At 64.0% G+C, this 17,186-nt stretch carries 13 protein-coding genes; 6 read left to right on the top strand and 7 right to left on the bottom strand.

Annotation, left to right across the window (positions count from 1 at the left end; translation table 11 throughout):
* Nucleotides 1–302: 302 nt before the first annotated feature.
* From EMO90_RS08005 to EMO90_RS08020, 4 genes are all read right to left on the bottom strand, one after another.
* A complete protein-coding gene (locus tag EMO90_RS08005) occupies nt 303–1,211 on the bottom strand; it encodes a carbohydrate ABC transporter permease (protein WP_150353956.1) in 909 nt (302 codons plus the stop codon).
* Between the two features lies 1 nt (nt 1,212).
* Nucleotides 1,213–2,154 carry a carbohydrate ABC transporter permease gene (locus tag EMO90_RS08010; RefSeq protein ID WP_150353955.1) on the bottom strand — a complete coding sequence of 314 codons (942 nt, stop codon included), beginning with the start codon at nt 2,152–2,154 and terminating at the stop codon, nt 1,213–1,215.
* Between the two features lie 223 nt (nt 2,155–2,377).
* Nucleotides 2,378–3,739, bottom strand: a complete 1,362-nt coding sequence (locus tag EMO90_RS08015; protein WP_150353954.1) for an ABC transporter substrate-binding protein — start codon at nt 3,737–3,739, stop codon at nt 2,378–2,380.
* Nucleotides 3,740–4,112: 373 nt separating this feature from the next.
* Entirely contained in the window at nt 4,113–5,177 is a 1,065-nt protein-coding gene (locus EMO90_RS08020; RefSeq protein WP_150353953.1) for a LacI family DNA-binding transcriptional regulator, read from the bottom strand.
* A 185-nt stretch (nt 5,178–5,362) separates the two neighbouring features.
* Between EMO90_RS08020 and uxaC the strand changes: the two genes are divergently transcribed.
* From uxaC to EMO90_RS08050, 6 genes are all read left to right on the top strand, one after another.
* Nucleotides 5,363–6,781: a glucuronate isomerase gene (gene uxaC / locus EMO90_RS08025; protein WP_150353952.1), complete on the top strand. Its 1,419-nt coding sequence runs from the start codon at nt 5,363–5,365 to the stop codon at nt 6,779–6,781.
* A 69-nt stretch (nt 6,782–6,850) separates the two neighbouring features.
* A complete protein-coding gene (locus EMO90_RS08030; RefSeq protein ID WP_150353951.1) occupies nt 6,851–8,488 on the top strand; it encodes a mannitol dehydrogenase family protein in 1,638 nt (545 codons plus the stop codon).
* 109 nt (nt 8,489–8,597) lie between these two features.
* Nucleotides 8,598–9,728, top strand: a complete 1,131-nt coding sequence (gene uxuA, locus EMO90_RS08035; RefSeq protein ID WP_150353950.1) for a mannonate dehydratase — start codon at nt 8,598–8,600, stop codon at nt 9,726–9,728.
* A 789-nt stretch (nt 9,729–10,517) separates the two neighbouring features.
* Complete coding sequence (locus EMO90_RS08040; protein ID WP_150353949.1) at nt 10,518–11,507, top strand: sugar kinase; 990 nt, start codon at nt 10,518–10,520, stop codon at nt 11,505–11,507.
* Between the two features lie 96 nt (nt 11,508–11,603).
* On the top strand, nt 11,604–12,269 hold the full coding sequence (gene eda / locus EMO90_RS08045) for a bifunctional 4-hydroxy-2-oxoglutarate aldolase/2-dehydro-3-deoxy-phosphogluconate aldolase (protein WP_150353948.1): 666 nt from the start codon (nt 11,604–11,606) through the stop codon (nt 12,267–12,269).
* 301 nt (nt 12,270–12,570) lie between these two features.
* Nucleotides 12,571–13,743, top strand: a complete 1,173-nt coding sequence (locus tag EMO90_RS08050) for a substrate-binding domain-containing protein (protein ID WP_190971993.1) — start codon at nt 12,571–12,573, stop codon at nt 13,741–13,743.
* A gap of 29 nt (nt 13,744–13,772) precedes the next feature.
* Here EMO90_RS08050 and EMO90_RS12455 read toward each other — a convergent pair whose 3' ends face one another.
* The 3 genes from EMO90_RS12455 to EMO90_RS08065 form a co-directional block, all read right to left on the bottom strand.
* Nucleotides 13,773–14,471 (bottom strand): PadR family transcriptional regulator, encoded by a 699-nt coding sequence (locus tag EMO90_RS12455; RefSeq protein WP_223849737.1) that lies wholly within the window; start codon nt 14,469–14,471, stop codon nt 13,773–13,775.
* A 3-nt stretch (nt 14,472–14,474) separates the two neighbouring features.
* Nucleotides 14,475–15,452: a DUF4097 family beta strand repeat-containing protein gene (locus tag EMO90_RS08060; RefSeq protein ID WP_150353946.1), complete on the bottom strand. Its 978-nt coding sequence runs from the start codon at nt 15,450–15,452 to the stop codon at nt 14,475–14,477.
* Nucleotides 15,453–16,261: 809 nt separating this feature from the next.
* Nucleotides 16,262–17,155: a carbohydrate kinase family protein gene (locus EMO90_RS08065; RefSeq protein ID WP_150353945.1), complete on the bottom strand. Its 894-nt coding sequence runs from the start codon at nt 17,153–17,155 to the stop codon at nt 16,262–16,264.
* Nucleotides 17,156–17,186 lie beyond the last annotated feature (31 nt).

The raw sequence follows: 17,186 nt of genomic DNA on the forward strand, positions 1-17,186 counted from the left end.
GGGACGGGCGGCGACCCGCATGGGCCGGACGATGATTGCAACGATTACCTACGGATATAAGAATAGGTCCCTCCCCCGATTGGGAGGAAGGGACCTGTTCTTGGGGATGATGTCACGGACATCGGTGGGGCGGGTGGGGGCCGTACGGGCTCGCCTTCGGCAAGAAGACAATTGACGGCATCGCCTTCGGCCCCTGCAATTAAGGACTCGCCCTACGGGCGAGACTCAATCCAACCTTCGCGGCCTTGGCGGCCGCTCAGGCTGACGCCTATGGACAGCCCACCGGGCTGTCCATTACGGCGTCAGCCCTTCATACCACTCGTCGCGATGCCCTCGACGAACTGCTTCTGACCGATCAGGAAGACGATCAGGATAGGAATGACGGAGATGACGGAGCCGGTCATGATCATGGCGTAGTCGGCGGAGTACTGGCCGATGAACGTCTTCAGACCCAGCTGGATGGTCCACAGCTTGTTGTTGCGCAAGTAGATCAACGGGCCCATGTAGTCGTTCCACGTGTTGGTGAACGTGATGATGGCCAGGGCGGCGATCGACGGACCGGATAGCGGCAGGATGATCCTGCGGTAGATGCCCCACTCCGACAGGCCATCCAAGCGGGCGGCCTCGGACAGCTCGTCCGGGATGGTGTCGTAGAACTGCTTCATCATGAACACGCCGAACGCACCGAACGCCTGCAGGAGGATGATGGACCAGCGGGTGTTGGCGATGCCCATGGCCGCCAGCATCTTGTACTGCGGGACCATGTAGGACTGCCACGGGACGGCCATGGTGGCGATGTAGATCAGGAACAGGGTGGCGCGGCCGCGGAACTGGATCTTCGAGAAGCCATACGCGGCGAAGGAGCCGGTGAAGACCTGCAGGAACGTCACGCAGATGGCGAAGAAGATCGTGTTGCCGGTCCACAGGCCCATCTCGGCCTTGGTCCAGATCTCAATGTAGTTCTCCCAGTGCCACACCGAGGGGAACCACTGGATCGGGACCATGTAGACCTCGTTGTTCGGCTTGACGGCCGACAGGAACATCCACACGAACGGCAGGACCATGAACACGGCCAGGAAGAGCATGCAGGCGTAGCCGATAATGGTGCCCACGATCTTGGCAGGGCTCACGGGCTGCTTGTTGAACGGAATGTCCGCGGAACCGGAGGGAGCGCCCTTCACGGCGACGGGCGAGGAAGTCACACTCGTCATCTCACTTCTCCTTGTGGTTGTTGTACATGAACTGGATGATGGTCACGATCATGCACAGGATGAACAGGACCAGCGAGACCGTGCCGGAGTAACCGAAGTTGCCGTTGGTGAAGGCCTGCAGGTAGACGTACTGGGCGAGCACGTAGGTGGCGTCGCCGGGGCCGCCGTTGGTCATGACCAAGGTCAGATCGAGGATCTTGAAGGAGCCGATGGTCAGGGTGACCATCACGAAGAACAGGGTCGGGCGCATGCACGGGACCGTGATCTTCCAGAAGCGCTGCCAGCCGTTCGCGCCGTCGACCTGGGCGGCCTCGTAAAGCTCGGACGGGATGGTCTGGAGGCCTGCGAGCAGCAGAATCATGAAGTAACCGACCTCACGCCAGGTGGCAACGATGATCACGCCCGGCATGGCCCACTCGGTGGTGGAGAACCAGCCCGGGGCCCAGCCGCGGGTGAAGATGCGGATGAACTGGTTGACCACACCGGCGTTCGGGTCGAACAGCATGCTCCAGACCTGGGCGGCGGCGACGATCGAGGTGATGTACGGGAAGAAGGCGATGGTGCGGAAGAATGCCTTGCCCTTGAGCTTGGAGTTCAGGATGACGGCCAGGCCGAAGGCGATGACCAGCGTCAGCGGGATGTGCACCACGGCGTAGTAGATGGTCTGCCAGAACGAGTGCTTGAACTGGTCGTCCCTGAACAGTCGGGCCCAGTTCTCCAGGCCGTTGAACTTCGGCATGCCAAACGCGCTCCACTTGGAGAACGCGATGTAGAACAGCGACAGCACGGGTCCCAGAACCAGGAACAGGAAGCCGATGAAGTTGGGCGCGATGAACAGCAAACCGTTGCGCAGGTTCCTGCGGCCGATCGCGTTCGTCGTCAATTCACCGCCCTTCGACTTCCTTGCCGGCGCCGAAGCCGGCTTGCTTGCTACATCACTCATTGGAATACTCCTCCCTTAAACCCTTTCCATCGTTTGGGGAAAATCAATGTGTAGTCGATCGATGCGTTGACTACATTGTGGAACGTTGATTGTGAAACGTTTAGGCGTTATAAGCATTGAAAAAGCGGGCCGTGAGTTCAATTGTGATGACACACGACCCGCCTGATTTGGTCATATGGACCGGGGCTGCGGATCCATTCCTTCAGCCCCGGCGGTTCAGGACTCAGCCGAGGGCGGCGATGTCCTTGTTGGCGGTGGCGACGGCGTCGTCCACGGAAGCGGTCTTGGTGAGGATGCTGGACATCATGATCTTCAGCTTCTCCTGGATATCGTTGGTCTTCTTGTCAACGAAGTTCTCAGGACGGGTGTCGTGCTCCTGCCAAGCCTTCTTGGACAGCTCGTCGTTGGCCATGCCGTCCACACCGAAGTAGGTGTCGGTCACGGAGTCGGAGAAGTAGGCCGGGGTGGTGGCGATGGCGGCCAGAGCCTTGGCGCCGCCCTCACCGGAAGCCCACTTGACGAACTCGACGGCGGCGGCCAGCTTGTCGCCGGTGGCGCCGGCGGACACGGCCAGACCGGTCGGGTCGGCGAAGGTGATCGGCTTGCCGGACTCGCTCTTCACGTTCGGGTTCTGCGGGATCGGAGCCATGCCCCACTCGAACTTATTGGCGTCGCCGGACTTCTGCTGGGACACGAGGGTGGCGGCGTACCAGGAGCCCATGGGCAGCATGGCGGCCTTCTCGGTGCCGAACTGGGCCTGGTACTGGACCTTGCTGGAGGTGACGGTGTTGTAGTCAACGGTCAGCTTCTCGTCCTGGGCCTTGAGGAACACGTTGTTGTACATGTCCTTCATGTAGCTGTAGTCGCCGGACAGGAAGTTCTTCTTGGCGCCGTCGGAGGTGGCCGCGGACTGCGCGGTGGTGAAGGACTGCGTGACGGACTGCCAAGAGGTGTGGTGGTAGGTCGGGTAGACAGAGTTGGCGTCGTAGCCGGCAGCCGGCAGCTTGGTCTTAAGCTCCTCGGCGGCCTTCATGTAGTCGTCCCAAGTCCAGGTGCCGTCCGGGACGGCCACGCCGGCCTTCTCGAACATGGTCTTGTTGTAGAACAGGATCCAGGAATCCTGACGGTACGGCATGGCGTAGTACTTGCCGTCCAGGTTGTACTGGGAGATGTCGATGTTCTTGTCGTTCTTGTAGCCTTCCGCGATGGAGGTCAGGTCCGCGAGGCCCTGGGAATCGACCGCGTAGGTGTAGTACTTCTGGAGGTTCTTGATCGGGAAGACCTCGGGGGCGTTGCCGCCGGAAAGGTCGGTGGTCAGCTGGGTGTCGTAGTCGTCCGCGGAGTACTCGTGGATGGTGACCTTGACGTTCGGGTGCTCCTTGTTGAAGGCGTCGACCAGCGTCTGGAACTCCGGGGTGGACTTCAGCGACCAGCCGGCGAAGCTGATCTCGACCTGCTTGGAGTCGTCCAGCGTCGCGTTCTTCACATCGTCGGCGGTGTTGCCACTGCCACCGCCGCAGGCGGCCAGTGCCATGGCGACGACGGAAGCGAGGGCGGCTGCCTTAACAGTGCGCGTGTACTTCATGATGTTCCTTTCATCCTTCCTAGCATCTTTGCTAAGACCGGAACCTCTCGCTGCTACGCGATCCGTTCCGCTCTTGGTTATTACTATAACCCACCCATGCGATCACTTCTGATCGTTGCCATCATTTGCCTTGACTATTTCTGGAAGACACTCGTGGATTATTCCATGAAATCATTGGAATTTCAACGATTTTGGCTTATTTCGAGGCTTTTGAAGCATGATCACTCCGAACAGTTCCAATCATGAATCCTTTCAGAAACCGGTCAGGATTGATCAGTTTCGGGCGTGTCGCCGCCCTCCGGAGGGGATCCGCGGCCCATCCGGAGGCAGCATGCGGCGATCGGGAATGATCGGAGATGATCGTCCGGACGGATCAGACCGCCGCCGGACCGGTGCTGGCGCGCGGCACGAAGGTGGAGTCCACCACCACCGGCTTCATGCCATCCTGGGACTTGATGCGGCGCAGACGTCCCACCAGCTCGTCCACCGCCAGCGAGGACGTCTCGCGGCGGGGCATCCGCACGCTCGTCAGCGCCGGGGTGACCAGGGAGCTGACGGGGATGTCGTCGATGCCCACCACGGAGACCTGGCCGGGCACCGAGACGTGCTGGGCTCGCAGGGCGGCGATGAAGCCGATGGCGATCATGTCGTTGAAGGCCAGCACGGCCGTGGTGGGGTTCCTCAGGAACGGTTCGGCGCAACGGTAGCCGCCGGAGAACGACGGGGCGTCCGACGGAATGCGCTTGAGCCGGATGCCGTGCACCGAGCACAGGGCGGTCATGATGCGCCAGCGCGTGCCCTCCTGCCAGCTGGTCTGCGGACCGGATATATAGGTAACGTCCGTGTGGCCCAGCTGGGCAAGGTGGTTCACCGCCTCCTCCATACCGGTCTGCACGTTGCCGATGATCGATTTGACGCCGCGGATGGACCGGTTGAGGGCGATGACCGGCTTGGTCTCCGCGAGCTTGCGGATGGCCGAATCCGATCGGCGCGACGAACCGAGGATGATGCCGTCCACATGGCTGCGCGCGATCTCCACCGCGTTCTTCTCGATCGCCCCGCTCTCCTCCGAATCGATCACCAGCAGGCCGTAGCCCAAGTCCAGACAGCGGTGCTGGGCGGCCTTGACGTAGTCGGCGAAGATCGGGTTGGCCAGATCGGAGACGACGATGGCGATCTGGTCGGTGACCCCGCCGTTCGGATCGTACGAGGAAATGGGGGCGGCGCGGTAGCCCAGACGATCGGACACCTCGCGGATGCGTCTGGCGGTCTCGGCGCTCACACGGCCCGGACGGGCGAAGGCGCGCGACACGGTAGACGGGGAGACGCCCACCTCACGGGCCACGTCGCGGATGGTGACGCGGTGCTGCGCCCCATCGTCATGCAGGTTCCCGTCCTCCGCGGCCGCTTCCGTCTCCGTCCGATCGTCCTGCGCCATGGCACTCCCCTCTGTTGACACCTATATATATGCTTCCCGCCGCGCCGTCCCAACCGGGAATCACGGCATATGGCAAACCAATATACCGCGGGCGCGTGCACACCCATCTTAAGCCGGACCTGTCTTTTGCCGTCAAACCGTGGCAACGATGGGCAGCCGTCGCCTCAAGAACGGATAATGGAGGCATGACAACAACGAAGTATGATCTCAATCCCGATCGTCTCCTGCCCCCCGATCCGACCGAACGCGCCATCGCCCGCGACCTGTACGACGCGGTCAAGGACCTGCCCATCATCTCCCCCCACGGCCACGTGCCGGTCCAGTGGTTCCACGACACGGACTACCACTTCTCCGACCCGACCAGCCTGTTCATCACCCCGGACCACTACGTGACCCGCGTGATGCACTCGCAGGGCGTCCAGCTCAAGGACCTGGGCGTGAACCAGAAGGAGTTCACCCCCGAGCAGGCGCGCAACGCCTTCCTGATCTGGGGCCAGAACTGGTACGCCTACGCGGGCACCCCCATGCGCTACTGGTTCGAGGACGCGCTCCAGAACGTCTTCGACATCCATGAGAAGTTCGGCCCGGACACCGCCGGCCACATCTACGACGAGCTCAACGACCTGCTCAAGCAGCCGGAGTTCACCACCCGCGCGCTGGTCAAGAAGTTCAACATCGGCTTCATCTCCACCACCGACGACACGCTGGACGACCTGCACCTGCACGACGAGACCAACGCGGATCCGGACTTCCCTGCCCGTCTGGCCCCGGCCTTCCGTCCGGACGTCTACCTCGAGCCGCTGACCCCCGGCTGGGCCGAGCTCGTGGGCAAGCTGGGCGACGTGACCGGCGTGGACACCTCCACGTACGACGGCTTCACCAAGGCCCTGCGCAGCCGCCGCCTGTACTTCAAGGAGCACGGCGCGGTCCTGTCCGATCACTCCCACGCCGACGTGCGCACCGACCGCCTGAACGACGCCGAGGTCAACAAGCTGTACGCCGAGGCTCTGGCCGGCACCATCTCCGCTCAGGACGCCACCCGCCTGCGCCGCCACTTCTTCTCCGATCAGGTCATCATGGCCCAGGAGGACGGTCTGGTGATGACCGTGCACCCGCACGTCCACCGTTCCTACGATCCGGACAATCTGGCCGCCTACGGCAAGGACACCGGCGGCGACGTGCCCGCCAAGGCCGAGTTCACCGTGGACCTCAAGAACCTGCTCAACACCTACGGCAACAACCCGGACTTCCACTTCGTGGCCTTCACGATGGACGAGGATGTGTACTCCCGCGAGCTGGCCCCGCTGGCCGGCTTCTACCCGAGCCTGTACATCGGCGCCCCGTGGTGGTTCATCGACGCCCCGGAGCCGATCCTGCGCTACTACGCGGAGGTCACCCCGAACGCCGGCTTCACCAAGCTGTCCGGCTTCATCGACGACACCCGCGCGCTGTGCTCCATCCCGGCCCGCCACGACATGAACCGCCGTCTGACGGCCCGCTACGTGGCCGGTCTGGTGGCCGATCATCGCCTGACCGCCGAGGAGGGCCGCCAGATCGTGGTCGACTCCGTCTCCACCCAGCCCTCCAAGGTCTTCAAGCTGTAGTCGATGCGGGCCGCGATCCCGGCCCGCGTTCTTTAGAACAAGCTTTCAAGAAAGGAACAACGCAACATCATGGTTCTTCATCTCACCGACGACCTGAACGCCACCAAAGACGAGTGGGCCAAGGCCGGCATCAAGCTGCCCGCCTTCGATCCCGCCGCCGTCCGCGCCAACACCGTCGAGCACCCCTACTGGGTCCACTTCGGCGCCGGCAACCTGTTCCGCGCCGTGCACGCGGCCATCGCCCAGGACCTCATCGAGGCCGGCGAGACCAAGTCCGGCGTGATCGTGGCCGAGACCTTCGACGCGGACATCGTGGACGAGGCCTACACGCCGTTCGACGATCGCTGCCTGCAGGTGGTGCTCAAGTCCGACGGCTCCGTGGACAACCGCCTGATCGCCTCCGTGGCCGCCGCCTACGGCGTGCGCAACCACGAGGACGACGCCTGGAAGGGACTGGCCGGGGTCTTCCGCAACCCGGAGCTCCAGTTCGCCACCGTGACCATCACCGAGAAGGGCTACGCCCTGACCGACCCGGCCGGCGACGTGCTGCCGTGGATCGAGCCCGAGGTGGAGAACGGCCCCGATTCCGCCGTCTCCGCGATGGGCGCGATCACCGCCCTGCTGCTCGAGCGCTTCAAGGCCGGCGCCTTCCCGATCGCCATGGTCTCCACGGACAACTTCTCCCAGAACGGCGACCGCTTCGGCGCCGCCATCCGCCAGTTCGCACAGCTGTGGAAGGAGAAGGGCTTCGTGGGCCAGGACTTCCTGGACTACCTGAACGACGAGTCCAAGGTCTCCTTCCCGCTGTCCATGATCGACCGCATCACCCCGAACCCGGCCGAGTCCGTCTCCAAGCAGCTCGAGGCCGCCGGCTTCGGCGACACGCAGATCATCCACACCGCCAAGCGCACCAACGTGGCCCCCTTCGCCAACACCGAGGAGACCTGGTATCTGGTGATCGAGGACAAGTTCCCGAACGGCCGCCCGGCCCTGGAGAAGGCCGGCGTGTACGTGGCCGACCGCGCCACCGTGAACGACGCCGACGAGATGAAGGTCACCACCTGCCTCAACCCGCTGCACACCGCGCTGGCCACCTTCGGCGTCCTGCTTGGCTACCAGTCCATGAGCGCCACCATCGCCGACCCGGACCTGAAGAAGCTCGTGGAGCGTCTGGGCTACGTGGAGGGCCTGCCCGTGGTCACCGATCCGAAGATCTTCTCCCCCAAGGAGTTCCTGCGCCAGGTGATCGAGGTCCGCGTGCCGAACCCGAACATCCCGGACACCCCGGCCCGCATCTCCACCGACACCTCGCAGAAGATCCCGGTGCGCTACGGCGTGACGATCAAGAAGTATGTTGAGGATCCGTCCAAGGACATCAACGTGCTCACAGCCATCCCGCTGGTGATCGCCGGCTGGCTGCGCCTGCTGCTCGGCGAGAACGGGCTTGCCACCAACGACAACGGCGATTCCGTGGCCCTGAGCCCGGATCCGCGCCTGAAGGACCTGCAGGACAAGCTCGCCCCGCTGTCCCTGGGCGGCGATCTGGCCAAGGCCGACGAGGTGATCAAGCCGATCCTCGCCGACACCACGATCTTCGGCACCGATCTCAACACCACGCCGCTCGCGGCCAAGGTGCTGGATTACTTCAAGCAGTTCGCGGCCGGCACGGGCACCGTGCACGCCGTGCTGGAGAAGGCGCTCGCCTGATCCACGCCTGATTCCCGGGACCCTCCCCACACCCGCGGGAGGGTCCCGGGATGCTGCGCGCGATACACTTAAAACGGCATAGCAATCATTTCAAAGGAGAACAACCACCATGCATATGGGATTCCGCTGGTACGGCGAGGGCAACGACACCATCTCGCTGGACGACATCCGCCAGATCCCCGGCGTCGAAACGATCGTCTGGTCCCTGCACCACAAGCAGGCCGGCGAGCTGTGGGAGCCGGAGGAGATCGAGGCCGAGATGAAGAAGATCACCGGCCTGTCCGAGGACGATCGCAAGCGCGGCGTCACCAAGACGTTCAACGCCGACGTGGTCGAGTCCGTCAACGTGCACGAGTCGATCAAGACCGGCAAGACCATGCTGGGCATGAGCCGCGACGAGGCGCTGGACAACTACATCAAGACCGTCGAGAATCTGGGCAAGGCCGGCGTCAAGGTCGTCACCTACAACTTCATGCCGGTGTTCGACTGGCTGCGCACGGACATGTTCCACCCGTCCCCGGATGGTTCCACGGCCCTGTACTACGACGCCCACAAGGTGGCCGAGCTCACCGACCCGCAGGCCCTGATCGACGAGACCCTCAACGGCGCCGGCAACCTCACCATGCCGGGCTGGGAGCCGGAGCGTCTGGCCCACCTCGGCGAGTTCATCGAGGCCTACAAGGGCATCGACCACGAGAAGTACTACGAGAACTACAAGGTCTTCCTTGACGCCGTGATCCCCACCTGCGAGAAGTACGACGTCAAGCTGGCCGTCCACCCGGACGACCCGGCCTTCGACCTGTTCGGCTGGCCGCGCGTGGTCTCCTCCAAGGAGGGCATCCAGCGCGTGCTCGACCTCAACCCGTCCCCGTACAACGGCCTGTGCCTGTGCCTGGGCTCCTTCAGCTCCCGCCGCGGCAACGACCCGGTGGACGCCGTCAAGACGTTCATGGACCGCATCCACTTCTCTCACGTGCGCAACATCAAGTTCCTCGACGAGGCCGGCTCCTTCTCCGAGGTGGGCCACCGCGCGTCCGAGGGCGACGTGGACACCGTGGGCATCATGAAGGCCTACGCCGAGGCCGACTTCCAGGGCTACATCCGCCCGGACCACGGCCGTCACCTGTGGAGCGAGAACACCGAGGCCGGTCGTCCGCGTCCGGGCTACGGCCTGTACGACCGCGCTCTGGGCATCCAGTACCTGCTGGGCGTGTGGGACTCCTTCAAGTACAACAAGTGAGCCGCGGTTGGCTGGTTGGCTGGTTGGGTTGATCGGCTGACTGACTGGCCACTGGCTGACTGACTAGGGGCTTCGGAGCTGCGATTCGGCTCCGGGGCCCCTTTCGACGTTTGAGCCGGGTGGGCGGGGCTCTGCATCCCGCTGCATCCCGCTGCATCCCGCTGCATCCCGCTGCATCCCGCTGCATCCCGCTGCATCCCGCTGCATCCCGCTCTGCGTCTGAAATTGCCACCAATTCCGAAATCGGTGGCGACTTGAGACACAGATGAGGCTCCCTGCGTCTCAAGTTGCTACCACTTCTGAGAATGGCGGTGATTTGAGACACAGACGGAGCCCCCTGCGTCTCAAGTCGCCCCCGATTCCAGAAATGGCGGCGATTTGAGACACAGACGGAGCCCCCTGCGTCTCAAGTCGCCACCACTTCTGAGAATGGCGGTGACTTGAGACACGGACAAGGCTCCCTGCGTCTCAAGTTGCTACCAATTCCGGAATTGGCGGTGATTTGAGACACGGACAGGGTTCCCCGCGTCTCGAATCGCTACCAATTCCGGAATTGGCGGTGATTTGAGACACGGACAGGGTTCCCCGCGTCTCGAATCGCTACCAATTCCAGAAGCGGTGGCAACTTGAGACACAGGAAGGGGCCGAGGCAGATGCGAAGGCGGCGGCACGACGCCCTGTGACGCCCATCACAGATGCATTTCCGTGCAACAACGCGACGTTCGACCCCCTCGTGCGCTAGGCTGGGAATGGCATAGGAGCACCAAGCTACGAGGGAGTTCTGCAGATATGACGACTAACGCCGATTTCACGGTCGAGGGCATTCGGCCCGGCAAGGTCCTGCTCGTGGGCGAGGCCATGGCCCTGTTCACCGCAATGGAGGAGGGCGATCTGGGGGCCGTCGACACATTCAACGCGTCCGTGGCCGGCGCCGAGCTCAATGTGTGCGTCGGTCTGGCCCGCCTTGGCCAGAAGCCGGTGTACATGACCAAGCTCGCCCCGGATCCGTTCGGCGATCGCATCCGCGCGTTCATGGAGCGCAACGCGATCGACACATCCCTGGTCACCATCGACAACACCCGCCCCACCGGCTTCATGATGAAGTCCAAGGTCTCCCACGGCGATCCGAAGACCTACTACTGGCGCAAGGGCTCCGCGGCCTCCACCATGGGTCCCGAGGACGTGGACGCCGTGGACTTCGACGGCATCTCCGTGGTGCATCTGACCGGCATCCTGCCGCCCCTGAGCGAGACCACGCTGGCCGCCGCGCATGAGCTGGTCAAGCAGGCCCGTGCGCACGGCGCGTTCGTCTCCTTCGATCCGAACCTGCGCCCCGCCATCTGGCCGAGCCTCGACCTGATGCGCGACACCCTGCGCGAACTGGCCTCGCAGGCCGATCTGGTCCTGCCCGGCATCGGCGAGGGACGCGAACTGTTCGGCGCGGAGACCATCGAGGACACCGCCAAGGCCTTCATCGACAACGGCGCGAAGGTGGCCGTGGTCAAGGACGGCCCGAAGGGCGCCTACGCCACCAACGGCACCGAAAGCGTCTACGTGCCCGGCTTCGTGGTGGACACCGTGGTGGACACCGTGGGCGCGGGCGACGGCTTCGCGGCCGGCACCCTGTCCGCCCTGCTCGAGGGCAAGTCGATCGCCGAGGCCATGGAGCGCGGCTGCGCGCTGGGCGCCATCCAGACCCAGTTCGTCTCCGACAACGAGGGCCTGCCCACGCCGAGCGAGCTCGAGGCGTTCAAGGCCTCCCACGACCGCGCGAACTGAGCCCACGGCACCAAGCCCCACGGCACCGAACCCCACGGACAAAACACAACCTGTTGATCCAATCCAATAGATCACACAACAGAAAGAAGATCCAAAATGGCAGTTACGAAGAGCGAAGAGCTTCTCCCCTACCTCGAGCAGCTGGGCGTCGTCCCGCTGGTGACCCTGCACTCCCTGGAGGAGGCCGTCCCGCTGGCCAACGCCCTTGAGGAGGGCGGCGTGCCGGTGGCCGAGGTCACCTTCCGCTCCCCCTTCTGCATCGACGGCATGAAGAAGATCGCCGCCGAGGTCCCGGGCGTCACGCTCGTGGCCGGCACCGTGCACACGCTGGATCAGGCCAAGGCCTCCATCGACGCCGGCGCCAAGGGTCTGGTCACCCCGGCCTTCACCGAGGAGATCGTGGACTGGGCGCTGGAGAACAACGTCCCGATCCTGCCCGGCACCGCCGTGCCGTCCGATGTGGATAAGGCGTACCAGCGCGGCATGCGCTACGTGAAGTTCTTCCCGGCCGAGGCCTACGGCGGCGTGAAGACCCTCAAGGCCCTCAACGGCCCGTTCGCCGAGATGAAGTTCCTGCCCACCGGCGGCGTGAGCCTGAAGAACGCGGCCGAGTACATCGGCCTCAAGAACGTGTTCGCCATCGGCGGCTCCTTCCCGGTGCCGTCCGCCGCCCAGAAGGTTGGCGACTGGGCCGCCGTCGCTCAGGCCTGCAAGGACGCCCGCGCGATCGTCGAGCCGATCATCGCTTCCAAGAACGCCTGATGATCATCTGATCCGCTGTCCACATAGCGGAAAGGCCCGTTTCACGGAACGACCCGTGGATCGGGCCTTTTTCATGCCCGCCCGGCGGAGCGCGGACGGTGCCGTATCCCGCCTGCGCACCGCCACCGCGCGCCAACATGTGGGACGATTATGATCAGAATCGATCATCCAGCATGTCGACCAGGCTATGATATTGTGCATTTTTTGTCAGATATGATCATTTTCTCGATGGGATCAGCTAGAATTGATTACAAATGAACGGTTGTGGACCATGACTGGTCCTGCACGCAAGGAAGCGAAGATGGTTGAGAGCATTGTTGATACGGGCAAGCGTGATCTGCTGCCCGCCGAACGACAGGATATGATCCTAAGCCTGCTGACCAGGCAGAGCGTCGTGACGGTCACCGAGCTCGCCGACCTGCTGAACACCACCGAAATCACCGTGCGCCGCGATCTGACGATCCTTGCCAACGCCGGTCTGCTCAAGCGTGTGCGCGGCGGCGCGATGTCGCTGTCCGGAACCACCACGCGCAAGGGCGGCGCCCCGCGTCTGTCCTCCGCCATTCCCCCGATCCCCGCACCGGACGGCATCAGCGATCTGACCGTCCCCTCGCTGTCCGACGACATGAGCGGCAACCAGCCGGTGATCGGCGCCATGATGCCCGAACCGAGCTTCTTCTGGCCCAACGTGATCGAATCGATCCGCGAAACCGCCGCTGAGCTCGGCGCCCGCGTGGTCTCGCGCGAAAGCTCGTACGACAGGATCGACGAGACCGAGATCCTCGACATGATCGCCGGCGAGCCGGCCCTGTGCGGCATCATCCTATCCCCCTCCGGCCGCCCCGACGTCGCCGAGCTCACCTGGGAGTGGATCGAGCACTCCCCCGTGCCCGTGGTGGTCGTGGAGCGCGACCAGCCCATCTTCGGCACCTGCTTCGTGGACTCCGTGCGCACCAACCACCACTTCGGCGTGCGCAAGGCCGCCGTGCACTTCCTGCAGCACGGCCACACGCGCATCGGCGCCGCGTTTTCGGACACCCCCACCTCAACGGTGATCGAGAACGGCTGGAAGCACATCCTCAACGACTCGGACCGCATCGAATGCCCGTTCATCGAGGACGGCATCCAACCGTATGACACCTCCGGCGTGGACGGGATCGTGGACAAGATCATCGGCTCCGGCGTCACGGCCATGCTCGTGCACTCGGACTATCTGGCCATCGCCATCGCGCAGGTGCTGGAACGCCGGGGCAAGCGCGTGCCGGACGACGTCTCGCTCATTTCGATTGACGGCTATGCCACGCCCAGCTCCCGGCCGCTGACCGTGCTGCGCTCGAACAGCAAGGATCTGGGCGAGATCTGCGTGCGCACGCTCATGCAGCGCATCGCCACGCCGGACACCGCCACCAAGCACATCTTCGTGGACCCGACGCTTGTGGACCGCGGGTCCGTGGCGGACATCCGGGAGCGCTGAGCCGGGCGGCGATCCAGCCCCCATACCCCCTAGATCGCGGACCGGATCGCATCGCGCGCACGGGCCAGTTCGTCCGCCACACGTCGCACGGCGGCATCGTCCAGCAGACCGGCGGCATCGGCCGATCGCAGCACATCGCGTACATCCAGTCCGAATTCGTAGACCAGCCGTTCCGCCCTGCGCAGTTCGTCGGTCTCCGCAGGGGCCGGCACCGGAGCGCTCGAGAAGCGAGCGGGCCGGGTGGTTTGAACCGGCTGAACCGGCTGAACCGGCTGGGCGGATTGCGACGCCGGCTTGTTCGGCGAGACCGGACGCAGCCGCACCGAGCCGCGGTCCATGGGCCGGCCGATCGCCGCATTGAGATCATCCTTGAGCGATCCCATCGACGAATGCATCCGGGAGCGCAGACCATCGGCCAGCGCCCGCGCGGACATGTCAATCTCCGCCTCAAGCCGATCGGCCTCGTCCCGGCGCGACTCAAGCTCGGCCAAGCCGGCATCGGTGATCGCGTAGATGGTCTTGCGGCCCGCCTCCGATTTGGTGATCAGTCCCTCTTCGGTCAGCTTGGCCAGACGGGGGTAGATCGTACCGGCGCTGGGCACGTACGCGCCGTTGAACCGCCGTTCGATCGACTGCATGAGCTCGTAGCCATGCTTGGGACCCTCCGCAAGCAACGTGAGCAGATAGAGGCGCATCTGGCCATGGCCGAACACCGCATTGGACGCCATGGTTCACCGCCCTTCGGCGGCTTCGGCGAGATTGGCGGTTTCGGCCGGATCGGCGACGACCGGATCGGTGTCCGCCGGATCGCCGACGTCGGCGGGATCGTCAGCGGCGACCGGGGCCTCATCATCCGCCGCGCGATGGACCACCTTGAGACTTCCGGACACCGCGTTGAACCGGATGTCCACGCAAGGACCGTCCTCCGGGCCGTCCTCGTACTTGAATCCGGACTTCGGCACCTTGAACTTGTGGCCGTCCACACTCACCGAGCCGAACATCGCATCCGCCTTGTAGACGGTGTGCGCATCCGCGTCCACGCGCACGATCGCATTGCCGCTCACCACGTTGAGAGCAAGCTTCGACGGCGCGCCGAACGCGTCCAGATACGTGGCGCCACTCACGGAATTCAGATCGACCTTGCTGTATTCGCCGCTGAGCACCACCTCGCCGTTGACCGAATCGACATCGATGGCCCCACGGTGATTGCGGGCCTCCACACGGCCGGAGACGGTGTCCAGCTTGAGCTCGCCCACCAGCGAATCGGACAGCACCGTGCCAGAGACGGTGTCCAGCTTGGCCCCGGCGGTCAGACCGCTGACCAGCGTGTCGCCGCGGACCATGTTGATCTTGGCCTTGACCTCGCGCGGGACCACGATGCTCACGTCCGCGCTGCACAGCGCATCGCGGTCCGACTTGCCGAACATCCCGCGCAGCAGGCCCAGTCCGTCGCGCATCCCGTGCACATTGATGGTCTTATTGGCGTCCGGATGGTCGATTTTCAGGCGGCCGTCCTCATTCAGGCTCACCCGCACGTCGAGCCCCTGCACGTTGGACACCTCCACGCGCGTGACCGGATCATCCGAACCTACCACATCCACGCGGCCGCGCACCAGATCGACCTTGAGCCGGGCCACATCGTCCAGCTCGATGACCTTGCTCTCGCCGGGACGGATGGTCCAACTGCGGTCGCCGAACGTCTCACTCATGATGGCTCCTTTTCGCATCGCGCACCCATTGTGCACGCTTCCTGCGTTCCAGAATCATCATAACACGATATATCGCGCATACTATCGCGTGTTGCGCGCAACACAAGCCACGGGGACAAACCACGAGGGGCCGGATCCGCATGCTGCCGACGCGGCGGAGATACTCGCGGTAACCGAAACAACCGAGACAACGGAACAGCAACGTTGCTTTCCAATGTTCTACGCGTCCGAGAGGCATATGACCGGGCCGAACGGCGGCCGGCCAGCATGTAATTCCGATTTGTGCGGTCGATTTTCCCGGGTGGGGCATATAGACATGCCGCCATTCCGCCGGTTTTCCGCGGATGCTATCCGGGGGAACCGGAAAAACGCATGCACAAATCGGAATTACCCGATGTAGTTTGGCCGGCGAAGCATCACGAGACGTAGTTGACGCCTGCGAAACGCAGGATACTACGTTGTTAGCATCCGGAATGCGTCCGAAGCGCCTTCAGGCCCGCGCGCCACGGGCATCAGAGAACCCCCGGGCAATCCATGTCCACGCAGAATCGCGCCCTTCGATTCCATTGCAACCAGCCGGACACCGGCAGGGGCACCCGCTGTCATCCTGAGCACTGAGCCGTGAAGCGGGGTGGCCTAAGTGAGAGGCGTGGCCCCGCCGTCATCCTGAGCGGAGCGTAGCGGAGTCGAAGGATCCGTGACTGGGTGCGTAAGGTTAAGGATCCTTCGACTCCGCGCTTCGCGCTCCGCTCAGGATGACAGGGGAGGGCTCCCGCTCCGCTCAGGATGACAGCAGAGAGGCCCTGGCCTTACTCGGCCTGGGCGAGGTAGTCGGGCATGTGCTCGGGGTACTCCGGCCACGCGCCGTTCCGCGTGCACACGTACGCCGCCGTGTTCACCGCCGCCCGATGCGCCTCCGCCAGCGAATCGCCCAACAGGGTCCGGGCCGTGAACGTGCCCGAGAACGAATCGCCCGCGCCCACCGTGTCCACCACCTCAACATGCGGCGTCGCCAGCGTCGACGACTCCCCGCCGCGCGCGATGACCGTCGAGAACGTCGACCCGCCCGTCAGGATCACGTAATCCAACCCGTACTGCGACATGAACCAGCGGCACGCGTCGTCATCGCTCGTGCCCCGGATGCCGAACATGTCGCGCAGCAGCAGCAGCTCCGCGTCGTTGATCTTGAACACCGTCGCATACCCCAGCAGCTCCTCGATCAGCTCCCTGGAGTAGTGGTCCCCCCTAAGGTTGATGTCGAAGAAGCGCATCGCGCCCGGCTTCGTGCGCTTGAGCAGCTCGACGATCGTGTCGTGCGTCTCCGGGCTCCTCAGGGCCAGGGTGCCGAAGCACACCGCGTCGGCCTGCGCGGTCACGTCGATCAGCTCGCGCGTCAAAAGCAGGTGGTCCCACGCCACGCCCTTGACGATCGTGTACTCGGGGATGCCGTTCTTCAACGCGACCTCGACCGTCGAGGTGGGCCACGCGTTGCGCTGGATGATGGTGTGGATCCCGGCCTTCTGGGCCTCGACCACGAGCTCGTCGCCCAGCTCGTCCTCGCCCACCGCGCTGATGGACCAGCCCTCCGCGCCGTTCATCATGGCGTGGTACGCGAAGTTGACCGGCGCGCCGCCCGCGCGCTTGCCCGAGGGCAGCATGTCCCACAACAACTCGCCAAGAGACAGAACAACAGGCTTCGACATAATCAATATCCTTTCAATGGGGGTTGGTTGG

The sequence above is a fragment of the Bifidobacterium vespertilionis genome, from assembly GCF_008698145.1.
In the GTDB taxonomy this organism is placed as follows: domain Bacteria; phylum Actinomycetota; class Actinomycetes; order Actinomycetales; family Bifidobacteriaceae; genus Bifidobacterium; species Bifidobacterium vespertilionis.

Excerpts from the sequence above, each read along its gene's own strand:
- EMO90_RS08005 (WP_150353956.1), bottom strand. The coding sequence starts at position 1,211 with ATGACGAGTGTGACTTCCTCGCCCGTCGCCGTGAAGGGCGCTCCCTCC.
- EMO90_RS08010 (WP_150353955.1), bottom strand. The coding sequence starts at position 2,154 with ATGAGTGATGTAGCAAGCAAGCCGGCTTCGGCGCCGGCAAGGAAGTCG.
- EMO90_RS08015 (WP_150353954.1), bottom strand. The coding sequence starts at position 3,739 with ATGAAGTACACGCGCACTGTTAAGGCAGCCGCCCTCGCTTCCGTCGTC.
- EMO90_RS08020 (WP_150353953.1), bottom strand. The coding sequence starts at position 5,177 with ATGGCGCAGGACGATCGGACGGAGACGGAAGCGGCCGCGGAGGACGGG.
- uxaC (WP_150353952.1), top strand. The coding sequence starts at position 5,363 with ATGACAACAACGAAGTATGATCTCAATCCCGATCGTCTCCTGCCCCCC.
- EMO90_RS08030 (WP_150353951.1), top strand. The coding sequence starts at position 6,851 with ATGGTTCTTCATCTCACCGACGACCTGAACGCCACCAAAGACGAGTGG.
- uxuA (WP_150353950.1), top strand. The coding sequence starts at position 8,598 with ATGCATATGGGATTCCGCTGGTACGGCGAGGGCAACGACACCATCTCG.
- EMO90_RS08040 (WP_150353949.1), top strand. The coding sequence starts at position 10,518 with ATGACGACTAACGCCGATTTCACGGTCGAGGGCATTCGGCCCGGCAAG.
- eda (WP_150353948.1), top strand. The coding sequence starts at position 11,604 with ATGGCAGTTACGAAGAGCGAAGAGCTTCTCCCCTACCTCGAGCAGCTG.
- EMO90_RS08050 (WP_190971993.1), top strand. The coding sequence starts at position 12,571 with ATGGTTGAGAGCATTGTTGATACGGGCAAGCGTGATCTGCTGCCCGCC.
- EMO90_RS12455 (WP_223849737.1), bottom strand. The coding sequence starts at position 14,471 with ATGGCGTCCAATGCGGTGTTCGGCCATGGCCAGATGCGCCTCTATCTG.
- EMO90_RS08060 (WP_150353946.1), bottom strand. The coding sequence starts at position 15,452 with ATGAGTGAGACGTTCGGCGACCGCAGTTGGACCATCCGTCCCGGCGAG.
- EMO90_RS08065 (WP_150353945.1), bottom strand. The coding sequence starts at position 17,155 with ATGTCGAAGCCTGTTGTTCTGTCTCTTGGCGAGTTGTTGTGGGACATG.